Origin of the sequence: Methanosarcina barkeri str. Wiesmoor, from assembly GCF_000969985.1 — an archaeon.
Lineage (GTDB): Archaea > Halobacteriota > Methanosarcinia > Methanosarcinales > Methanosarcinaceae > Methanosarcina > Methanosarcina barkeri_B.
Map to the genome: position 1 here is coordinate 4,122,202 of NZ_CP009526.1, position 20,560 is coordinate 4,142,761.

The window sequence follows — 20,560 nt, forward strand, 5'->3', positions numbered from 1 at the left end:
CACTCTTTTTTATTTGTTAGCATATAGTTAAGTATAATAATATTTAGACATAATAATATTTAAGCACAATAAGTAAAATAATTTCAGCAATAGTGATATTTATTATATGAAAAGTAACAACAAATAAATCTAAGTAGTTAATAAATTTTACTAAATTAATTCATTCCGAAACTCTAAATTGATGTCGAAACTCTAAATTGATGTTTCGGAGTCTTAACTGCAGCTTTCACTCGGCAATGAGGCCTGTAAACTATCAATTGAGTTTCTTGTCATGGAACGTAATTCTAAAACTTTTATTTAGGGTTAATGGAACTTTTATTTCTGGAAATTCTTTCATAATCGTCACTCTCATATTTGATAGTTCATAGCGTAGAACTTGTAAATACACAAATTTAGTTGTGTTCAACTTTATTTTATAATAAAACAAATTTAATTGTTTTAAAATAATGACCAAACGCATATAAAAAAGTTTGTATTCCAACTATCGCGTAATTTATATTAATTTATTTAAAACAATTTTATTTGAATTACCTCCATTATACTGTGATGATAAATTATATTTTTAATAGTTCAAAATAAAAAATATTTTACCTTATTCTTAAGAAAAAATCTGATTCTGGGATGGACTCTGAGATTGACTTCGTAGGAATAACCTTCAAATTTTCCTCAAATTTTTCATAAATTTCGTTAGAAGTTCAAAGATGAAACTCTCAAACAAAAATTAGTGAGAAATTTGTTTTGAAAGCTTTATCTCTGCCGTTTTATTCATCAATCGACTTTCCTCTACTCTGAACCGATTGATCAGCTTTAAAGGAAAACGGAATCCTATTTCCTAGAAGATATATAAATATATATGTATTTAAGATTTTCTCAAGACTATGAAGGCTGGACATTTTGTGGATTCAACAGTAGTTGGAAAAATTTCGTAACCTTCATAGGTTTGACAGAACCAATGAGAGCACTGGGTCAGAAAGAATGTAATAATGAAAATTAGATAGTTCGTCTGTAGTTCATCTGATTAGATCAGCCCCTCACCTTGAAATGGAGCAGAGCTGCAACCCTTTTAAAAAAAGGATTGACCGAAAATCAGCCTCTCACCTTGAAACGGAGCAGAGCTGCGATTCCTCCCAATTTATGAAGCTTTTCTCCAGGCTCAAAGGCTGTGCTGAAAACAACAACCTTTCCCTGAGCTTGTTCGACTTCCCTGAGGAGCTTATCGATATCCTCGCCTTTTTCCCTGCCTTCCCGAAGGGTTTCGTCGGCAACAAGCAGGGTTTCAACAGCCCCAAAATTGAGAGCATTCTTAACATCGCCAAGGCCGTAGGCAGCTTTGCCATCCATTGAAATCTCACGGATAAGGTCTTCCATAAGGGCGGATTCGCGAGCTATACGTGATTCCTGCATGATGCGGTCAACTGCCCCTCTACGCAGAACTTCCTGAAAGCCGGACATTCCTATCATGGAGGTATCTTCGATAAGGGCTTTTGAAGCCATAGCCGGTTCGGTTTCCTGGAAATATTTAATAAAATCTTCTTTAGTAAACCCGGGCCCGGCAATAACTATGGACGCTTCTTCAGGAACTGCGTGCCTTAGCTGTTCTACAACCTCCCTGAAAAACTCGTTCCTCAAGCCAGTTTCTCGCTTTCCAGAGGACTGCCGAATATGAGAATAGATCTCTATTCCGTAGTGATGCACAAAACCAATATCAGCATCGCCCTCCTCTATTGCAACCATAACAACTTTCGGGCGCTTCGAAGCTTCTTCAGCATCCTTGATTCTCTGGAGCTGGTCGTTCTTCCAGTGTTCCTTGATGACAGAAAGATTGGTTCCAATCTCGATATTGAGAGTATGATAGGAGCCCACATCCATCCCACGTTCTATCATCCCATGTAACCGCAGACGATTCGCAAACTTGTGAAACTCGAGATCGTCAACCCTGATTCCGAGCCTGACCTTTACTTTCTCAACTTTTTCTGGACGGATTTTGTCACTTGCCGAATCGGCTTTCCTTTTGGTAACCGAAAAAACCAGATCCCCTTTTTCGATTATATACTTAAGGTGCCAGAGGTCATCAAGGGTTTCGGCTGTTACTGCAATTTCCCCTTCCCTTCCCTTAAGGGAACGATTTGTAACTCTCATGCCTTTTTACCTCCATGAAGTTCCATTTTCTCTTCCTTTCCATCCCCGGTTTTATTTTCTGGGATTTTTCCAGCGAGTTTTTCCTCGAATTCCTCTTTAGTTCCCTTTCCGAAGTTTTTTTCGAATTCCTTTTCAATTTCGTCCCCGTTATCTTCAAGTTCTGTCTCAACTTCCTGAGACTCATGTTCCTCGCCCTCACCCTTGATCTTTTCTCCCTTCCTTTTCGGCTTCTGACTCTTTAAGTCCGATTCTCCGGGTGGGACCATCATAGCGATCTGGTCAGGAGAAGCAATCTGCTTTACGAAGCGGGGATCGTTGAGTTCGTCGGCATAAATCCTGTAGATCTTTTTAGAGATATCATTCTGGTTAAAAGCCCCGGGGACGACTTCGAGGATATAATCCCCATGTTTCCGGACAGCAGAAACAGGCCCACCTATAACCCTTGTCTCGCCTTTGAGTTCAAGCCCAACTGCAACGCCGAGAGGAATATCCTTAAAGTAATTGCGTTCCCCACGGATGATAAAAGCTCCTTTTTTCACATATTCTCCTGATTCTGGAGTTTTGCTGACCTGCTCGGCTTTAACCCAGTAGCAGTCCCCACTGAAATGCCCTGCTTTCCAGAGACTGGAATAAGAAACAGCAAACTGTGCCGCTTCCTGCAAAGTAGATTCAGGAACCTCTTCTCCGCCGGTCTTGATAACTGTGAGAGGAGCCCCTGGTGTTTGAGTATGGAAGACAAGGTCTCTCTTTTCCAGGTATTTCTTAAATATCTCCTCATTGGTGTCTGCATCCCTACCTCCCACAATAAAAAAGCCGTCTGAGGACACGAACCACCTGAACCTGTCATACCAGTGTTTTTTCCTGGACGCCCGGAGCTTTCTTCCTGCCTTTGCAACCTTTGCCACGGCCTTTTTCTCCATAGCCTTCCTGGTATCTTCGATAGCTTTGAGAGCTCCGTCTTTTTTCTTGTTAAATTTCTTGACCTTTTCATAGTATTCCTGAGCATTCTGTGGCACTGTTTTGCGGATGTCAAGACTAATACTCTTTCCGTCAAAATTCACAGTTACAGTCCCTGTCCTTGGGTCAATATTTGTGATTTTCTGCGCGGCAGGCACGGTCTTTTTAGCCTGCTTCAGAATGGAGCGGATCTCGTCCCAGGAATATCCCGTTGACCTTGCTCCATTGAGCACGGAAAGGAGCTCTTCGATACCCTGGTAGTTTGCATAGACTGTCTCAGCAAGGGTATTATTTTTCTCGATTTCTTTTTCAAACTTTTTAAGACTCCCTTCCTGTTGAAGAAGCCGCCGTTCATAAACGCCAAGTGTTTTCTCCTTTTTCTTAGCTGCTTTTACCTCTTCGATCTGTTCAAGTGCCTTTTTCCCAAAAAATTCATCAAGTGCCGTGTTAAAAGAATCAAAATACTCTTTTTCAAATCCGGAATAGCGAGTAAGATCAAAAGGAAGTACATCAAAAGTTTCCAGCTTTCCTTTGATTTCCTTTTTCACATGCTGAGGCCTGAGATTAGGAGCCTCGCCTTCAACCCCAACTTCGGGTTTAATTTTGGTTTCGGGTTTAATCTCGGTTTCGGGTTTAATCTCGGTTTTTGGCTTAGACTCGATATCGGATTTAGGTTCAGTCTCGATTTCGGCTTCTGTGAGACCTTTCTCTCCGGCTCCTGTCATCAAAAGCGGAGAAAAGAGATCGTGCATTGCATTGCAGATCATGGAGGCGTCTTCTTCAGTTGCTTCCTTTGAAGGCTTTGATTTGTCAATTCCTGCCCTGGCACAGACTTCTTCTGCCAAAACTCCACCCAGATTGAACCTTGTGGCAACCGTCCTGACGATATCAGAGGTTGACCTGGAAAACTCCTTCATAAGGTCAGAATCCTTTACCTTGAGAGGACTTATCTGTGCCTCAGGCAGTTCGTAAATTTCTCCACTCCTAAGCCGCCTATCCTTCATTGTTACAGGATTCATAGGCAGAATAATCCTGTTTTCCGAATCGACAATAAGTATGTTCCCAGGGGCGAAAAGCTCCACAATAAGATTACTGTGGACTCCAGCTCTCTCAATTCCAATTTTCACGATCCTGTCAAAGTCGTGCTGCTCAACAGATACAATCCTGCCTCCCATCAGGTATTTTCTAAGCAGCATCGGAAAAGCCTGGGGAAGCGTCGGGCTTGCCCTGAGGTATTTGCTAAGATGAATGCGCTTCCCGGCCTCAATAACCAGGTTGTCCCTGCCCTGGTGAAAAACGTAAAGATTGATGCGAATTTCCTCGTTTGCGGGCTGATAGATCTTCCCGATCTTCGCATCAATTATGGATTTTGGACCTGCTGACAGCTCGGCAACAACTGCAGCAACGTCGGCGCTTGACATATCCTGCTTCATGAAGTTGATATAATAGAGGCTTTTGGTATAAGCATTACTGAAGAATTTAGTGAAATTAGATATAAAGTGAAGTGGTTCATCGCTCAGGCTCGGCGGCTTCGCACGCTTCGAGCCTTCGGGCTTCGTCGGAATAATTTTTCTATACTCAATGTAAGTGGCAAAGTAGAAAGTAGTTACAGTTTCCTCAGAAGACGGAAGCCAACGTCGTTGAAACGGTCGGCGGAACCGCTCCAGTGGCGGGACGCCGACCGGCAGCCCCTAGCACTGTCTTCACAGCTGCCGCCCCGAATCTTACGGCCGGAACCATCTCCATCTTCCCAGGCACTGCCATCGGAAGGAGCACCCTCGTATTTATTATGCCATCTGTCCTGAACCCATTCCGAGACATTCCCATGCATATCATACAAACCCCATTGATTAGGTTTTTTCTGACCAACTGGATGAGTTTTAGAACCTGAATTTTTATCGTACCACGCATATTCATTAAGCTTTGACTCATCGTCACCAAAAGAATACCTTGTTTGTGTGCTGGCCCAGCAGGCGTATTCCCATTCAGCTTCTGATGGTAGACGATATTTATCAGCGCCTTCTTTTTCATTCAGTACTTTAACAAATTTTTGAATCTTTTCCCAAGAAACATTTTCTACAGGCAAATCATCACCTTTGAATTTGGAGGGATTGGTACCCATAGCCTTTTTCCATTGTCTCTGAGTGACCGGATATTTGCCCATATAAAAAGGATTGTTAATTGTCACTTTATGGACAGGACCTTCTTGATCATACCTTCCCTTTTCATCAGAAGGAGACCCCATCATAAATTCTCCGGCTGGGATCAGCACAAATTCCATACCTGTATAAGGGCTGGTGAAGGTTTTGGGAATATAAGGTTCTTCAGAGTTCACAAGAGGCTCTTTATTTTCACTTATTAAAACAGCAGTATTTGATCTATCAATTTTGTTCATATTTCGAGAGCTTTCAGAACTTGTACTTATTCCCTTAAGATGCTGTACTGCATCACTATAATTATCAGGTTGAAGCTCACTTTTCAATAGTGAATTAAGCAGACCGTATATAGTTTCTTCAACCGACTCAAGAGAAGGAGGAACATCATAGGCTTTTCTCAAGACTGTAAGGGATTCATTTAGTATGAGGGGATGAAGTGTTCTAACATATTCATTTAGAAGTTTACTTTTCTTTGAATTGTATTCATTTTCCCTTATCTTTTGAGGATTTGTGCCAATAAATATCGTCCCTTCTATGTTACCTTCCTTCTTTGGAGATTGGTACCCCTCAGATTTTGTCTTTTTAAAAGCGTAGTCATACAACTCTTCAATGGATATGTAACCATTGCCTTTATCAGCGTAACCTTTCTCCAGTCCTTCTATCAAATAATTAGTAAAAATTCCGTGCCCGAACTTCTCTTCTTCTCTTGCAGCAGGAGAACCTGTCAACCCGGTTGAAGTAAGAATAATTGTTCCTGAACCGGAATGTTTTTTCAAGGCTTCAATCACATCAGAAGTATCCCTTTTTCCAGCAGCACCGCTGTAACAGCAATCAAGGACTATGATTACAGATTTTCGAGAAGGATATCGCCTGCATTTGTTAATAAAATCAAAAGTTAATGAGGTTGCCAGTAAGGCGTCTTCTTCTGTATCGTTAAACAGGAGACATAAATCATTTTCAAAGTCTTTTTTTCCATGTCCTGAAAAATAGATAAAAACAAGATTGCTGTCTACCTTTTTAAGAATCTTCTCGACTTCAACAAGAGCTTCTTTACTTGTTCGATCGATCAGATCAATAACTTCATCAAACCCACAAATATCTTTATTCAGCAGAACCTCCTTCATTGCGAGAGCATCAGCTACTGCAAACCTCAATTTTTTATCGGAATTTGGATAATTATTTCCAATAACAAGCCCGACTCTTTTGCCAGTCATGATGCTAACGCACAATTTATTTATTGGAGTTCATGAAACAACTCAGACCTTCAAAGACTGATAGCTGCGGGTTTTCTTCAAAAAATTGGGATAATTTTGTAAGGGGCAATTTTGAAATCTTAATCGTGCTTCCGTCAGGGCATTTTAGTTCAATTTTGGCAGTTGGCCTGTACTCTAGCCAGGTTTTCATTGCTTCAAGGATTATCTCTGCAAAGACCTTACCAGTTATGCCGAAAACTGCAAGTGTGCTGAAAATGGGTGTCAGATCAGCTTTATCTCCTTCAGAACAATCGGATTTTAAAGGTTCTATCCAGCCATCAGGTATATTCATGCAAATTGAACTATATAGCTGACAACACTGCTCCTGCCAATATTCCGAAAAAGTTTCAACGCCTTCAGACGTGAGTACGATAGAGAAATTAGATGTATCAAGAACTTGCTGTATTCTACCACCAGCTATTCAACAATCTAAAACTGATATTTCCTTTAAGGAATATATGATTTAAGATTTTTGTTCAGTAAGAAATACAAGCTTGAAAAAAGCGAAATTTCTTTGAAAATTTTTTAGATAATTTGAAGTTCAAGCATTGATTGTAAAAAAGAAGAAAGTCATAGTTTCCTTAAAAAAGAAAGTTATAATTCCATTAAGGAAGAAAGTCATAGTTTCCTTAAAAAAGAAAGTTATAATTCCATTAAGGAAGAAAGTCATAGTTTCCTTAAAAAGAAAGTTATAGTTCCATTAAAGAAGAAAGTTATAACTCCCTCAACAGACGGAACCCAAGATTGGCAAGCCGACTTTCAGTTTTGCGCTTGAAACGGCCAGCCGAACGGCAGAACCCGGTTTCGCAGAGCCAGCTGCACCCACGAGAAACCCGATCAGGGCTACTGTCATCTTCCCACGCGCTCCCATCCAAAGGAGCACCGTTGTAATTTTCGTGCCACTTATCCTGCACCCATTCCCAGACATTTCCGTTAATATCATAAAGTTCCCAGGGATTTGGTTTCTTGCAGCCAATTACGTGAGTCTTATTGCCTGAATTTCCAGCATGCCAGACGTATTCACCAAGTATTGACTCATCTTCACCAAAGAAACACCTTGTTTGTGTGCCGGCGCGGCAGGCGTATTCCCATTCGGCTTCTGAGGGTAAGCGGTATTTGTCAGTTCCTTCCATTTCATTCAGCTTTATTACAAACTCCTGAGCTTCGTTCCAGGAGATCATCTCAACAGGGTGATCTTCACCCTTGCAGTATGAAGGATTGTTGCCCATTATCTTTTTCCACTGTTTTTGTGTGACAGCGGATTTACCCAGGTAAAAAGAGTTATTAATTTTTACTTTATGAACTGGAGACTCGAAATCTGATCTGTCCTTCTCTTCTAAAGGTGAACCCATCTCGAATTCACCGGCCGGAATCAGTGCAAATTGTATGCCTGTAAAAGGACTGATAAAGGTTTCAGTATCATCCGGATTATCAGCCAGTTCAAGAATAGACGACTCTTCAGTTTCCTCAGTTTTCAGGTAGTATCGAATTGTATTAATGTAAGTCTTTATATTCATATTTCCCAAAACCCCACTCCATAAGAATACATATTGAGTTGTCAATTTTTAACTTAGGAGTTCCTATTTTCGATTATTGTTTGCCTATTTTCACTTTTAATTCTTATTTCTTTTCGTTTTTAAATTTTTATTTGTCAATTTTCATTTTTCGTTACAATTTTCCAGATATAATTCAATTCACAGTTGTCAATTTAAAATTTTGATTTTTACTCATCGATTTACTCATCGATTTTTATATTCAGCTTATCAAATTTAGTGTTGGCATTAGCTCTTATTTGTTAGATTCTAGTACTGCAATTCCATAATCCTCAATAAATCACGGATAAACACAGATAAACACAGACGGTTTCAATTCATGTTTATCCATGTCCATCCGTGATTCTTTTATGAGAAACTCATTAACCAGTGTTGATTTAAAAGTCCAGTTTTATTTCTCATAATTTGGAATCGATGCACTAGAACTCGTCATAATATCGTTGCATATTGTTGTTCTAGGAGATTAACCCTTGCTGCCACAAAATACATGGATCAAGAGTCTTTATGTATTCTACCGTAATAAAGAGAATTATCTAAACTTAAATTGACTGTTAAACGTTTTTAAAAAAATCCATATAACCAAAAGTAAAATATGAGATTGATCTATCATAGAAAAAACCAGCCAGATCCTCTTAACTAAATCAGCTTAGGACTTACGCAGTTGAGGAATAAAATCAATTACTTCAAAAACTGTGGATTAAAATCAAATTTAAGACAATTAACGGCCAGATACTGCTGATTTTTCAATTAAATTGCTAAGTCCTATATATATCAAAGTTGAGAAACCCCAAACCAAAAATTTAATCAAAATCACTGATCGAAATCACTGAACGAAACCCGATCAAAATCGTAAACCACAACCCCTGATCAGAATCCATAAATTATACTCCTGATCGGAATTCCTAAAACATAATAATGACCAGACTCTCGGAACAACAATCCTGATCGGAATTCCTAAAACATAATCCTGATCAGAACCTCGAAACCGTCTTTCTGGTCAGAACTCCTAAATTAAGATCCAAAACCCCAGAAGCCCTGAAATTATGGATAATCGAACTGCCCGCTTTTTGAAAACCCGCTTCCAGAAATATTACAAAAATGCCGAAATAGGCCTTCCTGACCACCTGCCTAACAGAGAATGGGCTTTTATCTTCTTTGACAGTATGCCTGATAAGATGATGCACAGGCACAAGGCCTTCGGCTCACCCGGAGAAGCTCTTGACTATCTTTACGGCATGGCTCCTGCGCATGTTTACAATTCGACTGCTTATTACGAATATCCTGATGCGCGGAAAATGAATGAGAAAAACTGGCTAGGGGCAGAATTGATTTTTGACCTTGATGCAGACCACCTTCCAGACGCCCCAAAAAACTACGCAGATATGCTGGAGCTTGTAAAGAAGGAAACTTTCAAGCTTATGGATTTCCTTTTAGAGGATTTTGGGTTTTCGGAGCAGGAAATTGAACTGGTATTCTCCGGAGGAAGAGGGTATCATTTCCATGTTAGAAGCCCAAAAGTCCTGAAGCTTGGAAGTGCTGAAAGAAGGGAAATCGTAAATTATCTCAGCGGGAGAGACCTTGATTTCAAATATTTTTTTAGGGAAGTTGCTATGGATGGAGAATTCGGGACCGGTTCAAAGACATTTAAAGGAATGAAAAACGTGCCTTTTAAATGCACACTTGTGGGATATGATTCAGGCTGGGGAAGAAGAATTGCGCTTTATCTTACGGATTATATGAAGGCCGAATGCGGGAAAAGGTACAAAAAAGATATGTTTCCCGAACTTCGCAGATATGAGAAAGTCGGGGATACTACAATAAAAAAGCTAATCAGTCTTACAAATAGCGAAAATGGTTTAAAGGATATTCTTGAGAAAGGAAGGCTTGACTTTGACGTCAGAAACTTTAAAGATATTGCTGCCTATTTTATGAGAGAGTCTGTTGAAGATTTTCTGCACAGATTTGGGACCAGTGTTGACGAACCCGTGACTGCGGACATCAAACGTTTGATCCGGGTGCCTGGCTCATTGCACGGCGGGTCAGGGATGCTGGTAAAGAAACTTGCCCTGTCCGAGTTAGAGAAGTTTGACCCACTTACCGATGCTGTTGTCTTTGGCGAAAGGCCGGTAAAGGTAACAGTTTTAAAACCTTTTTCGGTGCAACTAAAGGGCAAGGATTTAAGAGTCGAAGAAGGCATACAGGAAGTTCCTGAGTATGCGGCAGTGTACTTAATTTGTAGAGGTGTTGCTGAGTATGGACATAGAAGAAATCAGCCAGGTCCTGTATAAGGAAAAAAACCAGACAATAAAGACAATTCCAGCTGATTTTTACCTGGAGGCTGAGAAATATGTCCGGAAACTCGAAGAAGAGATTGAGAAAATCGGCAATTCCCGTTCTCCGGAGTTCAAAATGCTTCAAGACGAACATGAAAGAGCACTTTCGGACCTTGAAACTATATTCATGAAACGGATAGGAAAAGCTATAACCAGGGCAACAACTCAGTCTAATGCGAATAAACCTATTTCAAAAGACATCGAAAAATTACTTCCTGTAGAAAAGAGGCTTTATGATCTTGTACTGCAAGGAATTAAAGCCGCAAAAATCGAACTTTTAGATCCTATTCTGTACCCTGGTTCCGAGAATACTGCAGTCTGGCCTGAAATCGTGGAAAGACAAATCCATGCCGGTTTCAATGAAGAAACGAAAGCAAAAATGAGGATTCCCGTTATTGCAGCCAGCGGGGAAACAGGAGCAGCCCCAGACAAAAACAATATAAATGATGAATACGTTGTTGTCCGAATACTGAAAGATCTGCCGACCTTCACAGGTGCAGACGGCAGAAATTATACGGTCAGCGCTGAAGAAGTCGTTGTTTTGCCACAGCTCAATGCTACAGGGCTGATAAAGCGAAACGCAGCTAAACTGATTGTCGGACAGGAAGACTCGGGAAAAGACTCATTTCCTGGAAAAAATTAATTTCCTGAAATTTACAGCTTGTTTTAGCTTGAAAAAGAAAACGGCAGGAGTTTAAAGTGTTGAAGATTATAAACTAAGCTATGAAGGCCGGAAAGCATACCAGGCAATAGTATGAGTATTTATATGTGTAGCTATATTTGTGTACCTTAACCTTGTTAGCACCAAGCTTTTTAAAAAAAAGCTTGAGCAAAAAATAATAGTACTTTAACTTTGCAAGTACCAGGCTTTTTAATAAAAAGCTTGAGCAAAAAATAATAGTACCTTAACTTTGCAAGTAACAGGCTTTTTAATAAAAAGCTTGAACAAAAACTAATAGTACCTTAATTGTTGACTCTGTGACCTTGTCTTGATAGAAGGTTTTCAATCGTGATATCGAGACCGAAAGAGGTTTGAAAAATATCAAGTTCATCCAATCAAAGGCTTCCCAAATAAGATCTTCCCAGGATCTAAACGCTGTACGTAAACGCCATACGTATAATTTCCATATGTTATATAATGTCTTTCCGCAAAAGCCGGAGAAGGCAAGCTGAGTACCAATAATCATTAAAAAGGTGTAAAGAATGAAGATTCCAAAGAAGTTCAGGAGTTACTGCCCTTACTGTAAAACTCATCAGGAAATAGTGGTTGAAAGGGTCAGGAAAGGTCAGGCTTCATCCATGACTCGCATTGCAAGACAGAAGAATAGACAGCAAGGCATAGGAAACAGTGGGAAATTCTCCAAGGTGCCCGGCGGCGACAAGCCCACAAAACGCATCTGGCTTAGATACCGCTGCACAGTATGTAAGAAAGCCTACCAGAAACCATGTTTCAGGGCAAAGAAGTTTGAGTTCAAGGAGTAAGATAAAATGGTAGACTATATACAGAGACCAAAAAGCAGGTTCCTGCGTGTGAAGTGCAACGACTGCGAAAACGAACAAATTATATTCGGAAGCGCCAGCCGTAAAATTACCTGTGTTGTCTGTGGAAGAACTCTTGCCGAACCAACCGGTGGAAAATCGACAATTACTACTCACATTCTGGAAGTGCTTGAATAACCGAACAGATAAAAGCACTTTGCAGCATTAGAGTAACAATTAATAAAGAGAGAAAACTAGAGAAGTGGTGCGAATGGGAAACGATAACTGGCCCGAAGTCGGAGAATTTGTTGTCTGTACTGTAAAGAATGTGACGGATTTCGGAGCCTATGTCGAGCTTGAGGAGTTCGGAGGAAGAGAAGGATTTATTCATATCTCCGAAATTAAAGCAGGCTGGGTCAAGTACGTCAGGGACTACGTAAGGGAAGGGCAGAAGATAGTCTGCAAGGTTCTTAACGTGGACCCTTCCCGCGGCCACATCGACCTTTCATTGAAAGATGTAAACGAGCACCAAAGGCGCGCTAAAATCCAGGAATGGAAAAATGAACAAAAAGCCGCCAAATGGCTCCAGTTCGTGGCTGAAGAGACAAAAACCGATGAGGATAACCTGCAAACTTTGCACGAAAAACTCGTAGAAGAGTTCGGAAGTGCATATACAGCCTTTGAAGAAGCTGCCATCGAAGGGGAAAAAGCCTTCAAAGGAGTCAAAGTCAATAAGAAGTACTTAAAAAGCATAATCAAAATTGCAGGGGAAAACATCAAACTGCCTTTTGTAGACATTGCAGGTTATGTGGACCTGACCTGTGACCTTCCAAACGGCATAGAAGTCATAAAGCAAGCTCTTAGTGCTGCAAACTCTATCAATGACGTTGATGAAAAAGACATAAGGCTCGAAATAAGTTACACAGGGGCTCCAAGATACCGAATTAAGGTAATTGCCCCGGACTACAAGAAAGCTGAATCAGTCCTTAAAAAATCTGCCCAGACAGCAGTCGATAATATTACCAAACTTGGCGGACATGGGACTTTCAAGCGGCATATCGAATCGGCAAAGGCGTGATACCCTTTGGGACAAAAGATCCGCAAATGTAAAAATTGCGGCAGGTACACTTTAAGGGAAATTTGTCCGGTCTGTGGGGGTAAACCTTTTTCCCCAAATCCGGCTCGCTTTTCTCCTAAGGACCCTTATGGCAGGTACCGCAGAATGGCAAAGAAAGGATAAGGAATTGTTATGCAACAAAGTACACTTGTCCGCCTGAAAGAAAACCTTGAACTCGAAAAACCAATCCTTGTAGTAGGACTTCCAGGAGTAGGACTCGTAGGCAAGCTAGTGGCAGAGCATCTGGTAGACGAACTTGGGGCTGAAAAAGTAATAGAAGTTTATTCTCCACATTTTCCACCTCAGGTCTTGGTCAACAAAGACTGTACGGTTCGTCCGGTAAGCAACACTATATACTACGCAAAAGCAAAAGAGAATGACATCCTTTTCCTTGTAGGAGATCATCAGAGTACAACTTCACAGGGACATTATGAACTCTGTTCGCTTTATCTTGACATTGCAGAAGAGTTTGGAGTGCAGAGGATTTACACGCTCGGAGGATATCCCACAGGCAAACTAGCCTATGAGGAAACTGTCCTTGGGGTCGCAAATGACACAAAATTGATCGAAGAAATCAAAGAGTATGGAGTAGAGTTCAGGGAATCCGAACCCAGCGGAGGCATAGTTGGAGCGTCGGGCTTGCTTGTAGCTTTCAGCAAGATGCGAGGTATTGATGCTGCCTGCCTTATGGGTATGACACCAGGATATTTAATGGACCCTAAAAGCGCCCAGTCCCTTCTAAAAGTGCTCTGTAGACTGTTCGGGATTGAAGTAAACATGGAGTCTCTTGAGAAAAAGGCCGAGGAAATGGAAAGCATCCTTGAGAAGCTAAAGGAAAAAGAAGAGCAACAGACAATCCAGGAAGTCAAACCTACAGAAGAAGACCTGCGCTACATAGGATAATATGGTCTTAGAGATCCAGAGAATTAAGTACAAGTTTAGCTAAGGCTATCTAATTAAATGAACATTAAAAGTTAAAAGTTAGATTTTCCGGTAAAGGGAAGGAAATGAAAGTCAATACAGACCTCCATCTCCATTCAAAGTACTCCATGGCATCTTCCAGAAGAATGGAACTGCCGACAATTGCCAGGGAGGCTTCAAAAAAAGGGATGGAATTAATCGGTACTGCGGACTGCACTCATCCGAAGTGGCTAGAAGAGATCAAAAGAGTAGCTGTTTCAGATGAAGAAATCCACATAGATGAGATTTATTTCATCCCAACTACCGAGATAGAAGACATTAAACGCGTACATCATCTCCTTATTTTGCCTTCGATTTCAAAAGCTGAAGAACTGGCCGAGCGCATTGCTCCTTTCGGCAACCTTGAAGCCGATGGCCGTCCGAGTGTCAGACTGGACGGCAGTGAAATTGCAGAAATTGCAAAAGACCTTGGAGCCCTTATCGGCCCCTGCCACGCATTTACCCCCTGGACCGCACTTTACGGCTACCATGACAGCCTGAAAAGTTGTTATGGAGATATGACAGAGTATATTTCTTTCCTGGAGCTTGGCCTGAGTGCAGACAGCGACTATGCTGACCGGATCGAAGACCTTCACCGCCTGACTTTTCTTTCGAACTCCGATGCCCATTCTCCCTCGACCAATAAACTGGCAAGGGAGTTTACGCAGTTTGATATGCCTGAGCTTACCTTTGACGGCTTGAAAAAAGCTATTCTCAGGGAACAGGGGTATAAAGCTACTCTGAATGTAGGGTTCTTTCCCGAAGAAGGTAAATACAACCGGTCAGCCTGCATTAAGTGTTTTACCCAGTATCCGCTGTCTGAAGCCGTAGAGAATAAGTGGCGCTGCCCGGTCTGCGGAGGGGTCGTAAAGAAAGGGGTTTTCGACCGCGTTAATGAACTCGCAGACTTTAAAGAGCCAAAGCACCCTGACTACCGCCCTCCTTATCTTCACCTGATCCCTCTTGCCGAGATTATCCAGATGGCTCTCGGCCATGCAAGCGTTCAGACAAAAGGTGTACAAACGGCCTGGAATAAACTGATAGAACGCTTCGGAAACGAGATCAAAGCTCTTATTTACTCCGAGCCTGAAGACCTGAAGGTCGTGGGTGATGACAGAATAGTAAACGCAATCCTGGCTTTCAGGAAAGGCGATGTCATAATCCATCCCGGTGGAGGAGGCCAGTACGGTTGGCTTGAACTGCCTGAAAGCCTGAAAAATGAAGAAATCCAGCAAACAGGACAGCTTTCATTTGCAGATCTTGGGAAGATAAATCCCGCGAAAGCAAGCAAACCCGAAAAAAAGAGGGCAAAAAATCTCCGGAAAAAACCCGGCGAAACCGAAAAAGAAAAGCCAGGTAATCAAGAATCGAATAATACGGAACCGGATGATGCAGGCCAGAGTTCACTTTTCGATTTTTAATAAACAGGTTTGGGAATAATAAGATATATAAGAGAGAAAGTATATTCACTAACCCTGTATCTGAAACACGTTTCATTGAAAACGTCGGGTAGCGCCCGGAAATTTTTATCACTTTAAAACAAAATGCCCAGGTAGTCTAGTGGTAAGGCGACGGTCTCGAAAACCGTTTCTTCTTTGGGAGAGCGCAGGTTCAAATCCTGCCCTGGGCGTGCAGTCAAAAAAAGTTTAAAGTCTATTTTTGTAGGACTGTGGTTTTGTAGAAGTAGTGTTTAATAAACTGAAATTTCGTGAACTACTGTGAATGCAGAACAAACAAGAAAGATTGAAGCCAGTTCTTCAGACTGATATTAAACTTGGATGACAGATTGCATTTGAATAAGAAATAAAATTATTTAGTTGGGCTTTTTCAAAGGCGGTTTTCCAAGGTCCTTCAATTTCTCATTCATAGCATCTTTTTTGCGTTGCGTAATTGCTGGTTGAACATAATAAAAATCAAATAAATCTTCGAGTACATCTAAAGCCCATTCTGCTTCACCGATTTCAACGTCAACTATTTGTCCGGTAGAAGTGGATTTATTTGGGTGTGCTGCAAAGTTTCCTATATGCCTAATAGCATCGATTGATTCTGCCAGATACGAAGGTAACGTTTGCATTGCCTCGTCAATTTCTTTTGACAAATCTCCAGGCTTTACGCCTTTATCACGAAGCATGCTCTGCAAACACCTTCTAGCTAAAGCAGCAGCAGCTTTTTTGCTGTATGGCTCAACCAAACAAGCTTCAATATAGTCTTGACTTATATCCGCTGGCACTTCACTAGGACATGGTGGTCTTGAAGATCCAGCCGGATATATCATTTCATTATTTAGGAATATTACATTCTTACCACATTCAGCACAACGAGAAACTATCAAAGTAATATATTCACCATTAAAGCTGTTCTCCAAACTTATATCTTCAAGGATTCTATCTATTTGATAGCCAAACCACTGTCGACTATGCGTATCAATTTGAGTGCTTTCAAATTTATTTACAACCAAACAATGTGGGCATTTACCGCGTTCACCAGGAATTATCATGTAATGAATATATTCAACCAGTACTTATAATAATTTCGAATCATCTTTTGTTTGTTTTATCCTGAAATTATTTCGCTTTTTTAATTATTTTATTTCAATTATATATCGTATACAGCTGACCTACTATTTTACTCCAACTTCTAACTTGTTTTATTTTACATGATTATTTCACAATACCAAAATGAAATTGAAACTTACTTAACGTTTAACTTTTTGAGCCGCCTGATGTTGTATCGGGTATTAAACTTTTAAATGTTTTTGAATCTGCGAAATAATTTCAGGATACAACAAATCATCTTTTATTTAAAATGACAACTTTTATTTCTTCGCAGTTGTGGACTTGTAAACATTTGAGCTAAAGGCAAGAAGTATGAAACTAAGGGATGCGTATGAGACATACAAGAAATTCAAGGTTCCTTCTTTATTGGAAATTCGTGATACTGCAAGCGAACACTCAAAAACAAGCCTAGTTATTATCATTCTTCTTGTTGTACTTTTACTTTTGGCACTTTAGTATATTCCTTAGTATCAAGTGGCTCACTTTGGGATTTCAAACCCAAAAGGCTTAGCCGATACTGAAAACAGCTATCGTGCTACATTAGCTCAGATATTTGGTGGCGTTGCTATTGCAGTTGGTATTTATTACACATGGCGAAGAATTTCGTACGCTGAATAGATACTTTGAGCTTAAACAATGACTTTTCTCTGTTCCTATGGCCCACCACCAATCAGTTGATATTTTTCAATATTTAACTCACTCTTACTTCTGCTTTATGTACCTCAATTTTTTTTACAACCTAATTTTTTCCTGTTTTCTTTCTGCCGGAAAATTTCCAATGGTGAGATATTCGGGACTGAAAGGTCCTGCCCTGCCTGATAGCCGTAGAGTTCCTGAAATTCCACAGCAAAGGAATGCATAAAAAGGGCATTTGGGATATCCATTGGGCAGAGTTCTTCGCATTGTCCGCAGTTGATACAGGAATCTGCAACAAGGGAATATCGTAGTGCATGAAAGGCAAAGGAAGGAGGAACCTTTCCAGGGGTGATAGTAAAGTCTGATACTTTTGTCCCGGACAGGGCAGGACATACTTCAATGCAGGTATAGCACTTGATACAACGTGAAGTCTCATCCACAAGCTGTTTCAGGCGGGTTTTTCCCTCCCCTAACGACTGAAAATCTTTCTCTCTCCAGCCCTCGGCCAGCTTCAGCATCGACTTCTCGATTTTCCCCCGAATCTCCACCCCTTTTGGGACAGGAGGAAAAGTTTCAACCACGCCTGCAGTTTTTGCCTGTTTAAGTAGTTCTGCGCCTTTTGCACTGCATACCTCAACAAAGGTTGCTTCCATACCCATAACGCCCCATTCTCCACAGGCAAGGTCAGCCTGCCTTGGGATTTTCAGTTTGCAGCGCCTGCAGTTACTTCTTCTTCCAAAGTTTGCCTCTTCCAATTTGTCTATGGGTATAGAAAACTCCTCTTCAGGAGTTTCAACGATAAACTTCCCCTTAGCAATCCTTTCCTTTTTAACCGAGTCAGGGTTAACTGAAAATGTTTCTACAATCATCTTCCTTGCCATTTCCGGACTGATTGAGCCTCCGCAGTTTAGCCCAAGCATGAGGATATTTTCCAGCCTGACTTCTCCCCGCTTTGCAAGCTCATAAAGACCCATGACATCGCATCCTTTCAGGGAGACTGCAATTTTCAGGTTATCTGCCTTTTCCAGGTACTTGCTGAAAAGTCTGGACAGAAGAAGGGTCCCGAAATGCAGGGAACCCGAAATTTCCGAAATTTCTGCCGGGTCCGTAATCAACACAGGTACAGCATCATAGATGTCGGCTCCTTTCCTGACCCCGAGCACTGCGTCCACACTTCCGCTTTCCAGTGCAAATTTCAATAGAGCTGAAACCGCACCGCCTGACTCACCTTTTTCCAGTAATTTCTGGTCACAAGCCTGGACATAAAACATATCTCCTTCTGACGGTTTCAAAGCTTTTCCTCCAAAAGTTTACCTTCTTGAGGTTCTATTTTCTCAATTTTTACCGCACATGCCTTGTACTCCGGAATCTTTGCCACGGGATCGAGAGCTCCGTTAGTCAGCAGGTTGGCTGCACATTCCTTAAAATGAAAAGGTATGAAGACAACCCCGGGTTTTATGTCTTCTGTGACCATTGAAGGGATTTCGATCTTCCCTCTCCGGGAAAGTACGCGGACTGTTTCTCGGTTGCGGATTCCTAACTTTTTCGCATCTTCCGGATGAAGCTCCACCCAGCCGGTTCTGACTTCGGAAGCAAGGGTTTTCGACCTGCGAGTCATAGTCCCTGTATGCCAGTGCCAGATGTTCCTTCCTGTAGTAAGAATGAAAGGATATTCCACATCCGGAACTTCGGCTGGGGGCTTCCATTCAATGCCAGAAAACTCCGCCAGCCCATCAGAGGTGGAAAATTTTTCGGTATGCAGGATTGGAGTTCCTAGATGAGTTTTATCCGGGCAGGGCCACTGAAGAGAGTCAGGTTTTTCAAGGCGCTCATAACTCATGCCCCCATACTGGGGGGTAACCTTTGCGATTTCCTCAAAAATCTCCGCTTCGTTCATGTAGGAAAATTGAGGCCCGTACCCCATACACCCGGCAAGTTCGCAGATGATGCGCCAGTCTGCCTTAGCATCTCCAGGAGGGTCTACGGCTTTCCTAATCCGCTGTACTCGACGTTCAGTATTGGTCTGGGTCCCGTTCTTTTCTGCATAACAGGCCGCAGGCAAGACAACATCAGCAAGATTTGCAGTCTCGCTCAGGAAAATATCCTGCACGACCAGAAAGTCCAGTTGCTTCATGGCTTTTCTTACCTTGTTTAGATCCGGGTCCGAGAGCATGAAATTTTCTCCCATAACATACATGCACTTCACAGTCGATGTTCCTTCTGCAAGCTGTTCCATCAGCTCCGTAACCGTAAGCCCTGGAGCTTTCGGAAGTCCGCTCACCCCCCAGATAGATTCCATTTTCCTGTGGTTTTCCGGATCTGCAACCTTCTGGTATCCAGGATACACATCCGGCAGGCAGCCCATATCACATGCTCCCTGTACATTATTTTGTCCCCGCAGGGGGTTGACTCCCCCTCCGGCAACTCCGAGATTTCCAGTTAGAAGCATTAAATTTGCCGTGGATCTCACGTTGTCAACTCCCACCGTATGTTGGGTGATGCCCATTGAATAAATGAGGGCCGATGGTTTTGATTGGGCAATCCACTCGGCTGCGGTTTTTAAGTCATTTTCTGGCACCCCTGTGATTTTTGAGACGTTTGGCAGGGAATAGGCCTCCTGTATGACCACGGATCTCATTTCCTCATAATTTTTTGTCCTTTTTGAGATAAATACCGAATCTTCCCAGCCATTTTCTATAATATGGTGCATGAGTCCATTTAGGAGAGAAACGTCCGTACCTGAATACATAGAAAGATGGAGGTCTGCCTGTTTTGCTGTGGGCGTGCAACGAGGGTCTGCACAGACTATTTTGGCCCCCTTCTTTTTCGCAAGCATTACTCTCCTTCCGATGAGTGGATGCTGCTCGAGGGTATTGCTACCGATAATGAAAATGCATTTAGACTCTTCAATGTCCAGGATGGAATTCGTCATGGCTCCCGAGCCAAAAACTGCGGCAAGGCCAGCGACTGTAGAGGAATGACAGAGCCTTGCGCAATGGTCAACGTTAGAAGTCTTAAGGACAGCACGGGCGAATTTCTGCATAAGGTAGTTTTCTTCGTTCGAGGTTCTTGCCGAAGAGAGGCAGGCAATTTCTTCAGGGAGAAAAGTCATGAATTTCCCTGCTATAAGGGCCAGGGCTTCTTCCCAACTTGTCTCTACAAGCTTCCCGTTTTCCCTGACCAGCGGCTTTACAAGTCTATCCTTGCTATGGATGAACTCATGAGCGTATCTGCCCTTTTGACAGAGCTTTCCTGCATTAACGGGAGCCCGGTGCCAGGGCTCAATGCCTGCAGCCCTCCCATCTTTTACCACAATGTTAAACCCACATCCTGTCCCACAGTAAGGACAGGTCGTGGGCACATATTTCAATTCCATGTTTCCATTTTCTCCTGAATACATTGGTATGTTCTGGTAAAATGAT

General features: G+C 41.8%; 16 protein-coding genes and 1 tRNA gene. 9 read left to right on the top strand and 8 right to left on the bottom strand.

Features of this window, described 5'->3' with window-relative positions; genetic code table 11:
• Positions 1 to 1,086 precede the first annotated feature (1,086 nt).
• The 5 genes from MSBRW_RS16890 to MSBRW_RS16910 form a co-directional block, all read right to left on the bottom strand.
• Positions 1,087 to 2,139, bottom strand: a complete 1,053-nt coding sequence (locus MSBRW_RS16890) for an mRNA surveillance protein pelota (protein WP_011306569.1) — start codon at positions 2,137 to 2,139, stop codon at positions 1,087 to 1,089.
• Entirely contained in the window at positions 2,136 to 4,529 is a 2,394-nt protein-coding gene (rqcH, locus tag MSBRW_RS16895; RefSeq protein ID WP_011306568.1) for a ribosome rescue protein RqcH, read from the bottom strand. Before rqcH ends, MSBRW_RS16890 begins: the two co-directional genes overlap by 4 nt.
• Before the next feature lie 173 nt (positions 4,530 to 4,702).
• The gene (locus MSBRW_RS20515; protein ID WP_011306567.1) at positions 4,703 to 6,466 is read right to left on the bottom strand and encodes an SUMF1/EgtB/PvdO family nonheme iron enzyme; all 1,764 of its coding nucleotides are present in this window, start codon (positions 6,464 to 6,466) and stop codon (positions 4,703 to 4,705) included.
• Positions 6,467 to 6,482: 16 nt separating this feature from the next.
• Positions 6,483 to 6,797 (bottom strand): hypothetical protein, encoded by a 315-nt coding sequence (locus tag MSBRW_RS16905; RefSeq protein ID WP_011306566.1) that lies wholly within the window; start codon positions 6,795 to 6,797, stop codon positions 6,483 to 6,485.
• 421 nt (positions 6,798 to 7,218) lie between these two features.
• A complete protein-coding gene (locus tag MSBRW_RS16910; RefSeq protein WP_011306565.1) occupies positions 7,219 to 8,022 on the bottom strand; it encodes a formylglycine-generating enzyme family protein in 804 nt (267 codons plus the stop codon).
• Positions 8,023 to 9,101: 1,079 nt separating this feature from the next.
• Here MSBRW_RS16910 and priS point away from each other — a divergent pair.
• From priS to MSBRW_RS16950, 9 genes are all read left to right on the top strand, one after another.
• Positions 9,102 to 10,346: a DNA primase catalytic subunit PriS gene (gene priS, locus MSBRW_RS16915; RefSeq protein ID WP_011306564.1), complete on the top strand. Its 1,245-nt coding sequence runs from the start codon at positions 9,102 to 9,104 to the stop codon at positions 10,344 to 10,346.
• On the top strand, positions 10,312 to 11,034 hold the full coding sequence (locus MSBRW_RS16920; protein ID WP_011306563.1) for a DNA replication complex subunit Gins51: 723 nt from the start codon (positions 10,312 to 10,314) through the stop codon (positions 11,032 to 11,034). The genes priS and MSBRW_RS16920 overlap by 35 nt, the downstream gene beginning before the upstream one ends.
• A gap of 560 nt (positions 11,035 to 11,594) precedes the next feature.
• Positions 11,595 to 11,873, top strand: coding sequence for a 50S ribosomal protein L44e (locus MSBRW_RS16925; protein ID WP_011306562.1), 279 nt, complete (start codon positions 11,595 to 11,597; stop codon positions 11,871 to 11,873).
• A gap of 6 nt (positions 11,874 to 11,879) precedes the next feature.
• Positions 11,880 to 12,068: a 30S ribosomal protein S27e gene (locus MSBRW_RS16930; RefSeq protein WP_011306561.1), complete on the top strand. Its 189-nt coding sequence runs from the start codon at positions 11,880 to 11,882 to the stop codon at positions 12,066 to 12,068.
• 73 nt (positions 12,069 to 12,141) lie between these two features.
• Positions 12,142 to 12,948 carry a translation initiation factor IF-2 subunit alpha gene (locus MSBRW_RS16935; RefSeq protein ID WP_011306560.1) on the top strand — a complete coding sequence of 269 codons (807 nt, stop codon included), beginning with the start codon at positions 12,142 to 12,144 and terminating at the stop codon, positions 12,946 to 12,948.
• 6 nt (positions 12,949 to 12,954) lie between these two features.
• Positions 12,955 to 13,110, top strand: a complete 156-nt coding sequence (locus tag MSBRW_RS21485; RefSeq protein WP_011306559.1) for an RNA-protein complex protein Nop10 — start codon at positions 12,955 to 12,957, stop codon at positions 13,108 to 13,110.
• Positions 13,111 to 13,119: 9 nt separating this feature from the next.
• The gene (locus MSBRW_RS16940; RefSeq protein WP_011306558.1) at positions 13,120 to 13,890 is read left to right on the top strand and encodes a proteasome assembly chaperone family protein; all 771 of its coding nucleotides are present in this window, start codon (positions 13,120 to 13,122) and stop codon (positions 13,888 to 13,890) included.
• A 104-nt stretch (positions 13,891 to 13,994) separates the two neighbouring features.
• Positions 13,995 to 15,368 carry an endonuclease Q family protein gene (locus MSBRW_RS16945; protein WP_011306557.1) on the top strand — a complete coding sequence of 458 codons (1,374 nt, stop codon included), beginning with the start codon at positions 13,995 to 13,997 and terminating at the stop codon, positions 15,366 to 15,368.
• 125 nt (positions 15,369 to 15,493) lie between these two features.
• A tRNA-Ser gene (locus MSBRW_RS16950) sits at positions 15,494 to 15,577 on the top strand.
• 183 nt (positions 15,578 to 15,760) lie between these two features.
• Here the strand turns inward: MSBRW_RS16950 and MSBRW_RS16955 are convergent.
• The 3 genes from MSBRW_RS16955 to fdhF form a co-directional block, all read right to left on the bottom strand.
• Positions 15,761 to 16,444 carry a DUF4145 domain-containing protein gene (locus MSBRW_RS16955; protein WP_011306556.1) on the bottom strand — a complete coding sequence of 228 codons (684 nt, stop codon included), beginning with the start codon at positions 16,442 to 16,444 and terminating at the stop codon, positions 15,761 to 15,763.
• Between the two features lie 780 nt (positions 16,445 to 17,224).
• The gene (locus tag MSBRW_RS16960; protein WP_011306555.1) at positions 17,225 to 18,430 is read right to left on the bottom strand and encodes a Coenzyme F420 hydrogenase/dehydrogenase, beta subunit C-terminal domain; all 1,206 of its coding nucleotides are present in this window, start codon (positions 18,428 to 18,430) and stop codon (positions 17,225 to 17,227) included.
• Positions 18,427 to 20,514 (bottom strand): formate dehydrogenase subunit alpha, encoded by a 2,088-nt coding sequence (gene fdhF, locus MSBRW_RS16965; protein WP_011306554.1) that lies wholly within the window; start codon positions 20,512 to 20,514, stop codon positions 18,427 to 18,429. Before fdhF ends, MSBRW_RS16960 begins: the two co-directional genes overlap by 4 nt.
• Positions 20,515 to 20,560 lie beyond the last annotated feature (46 nt).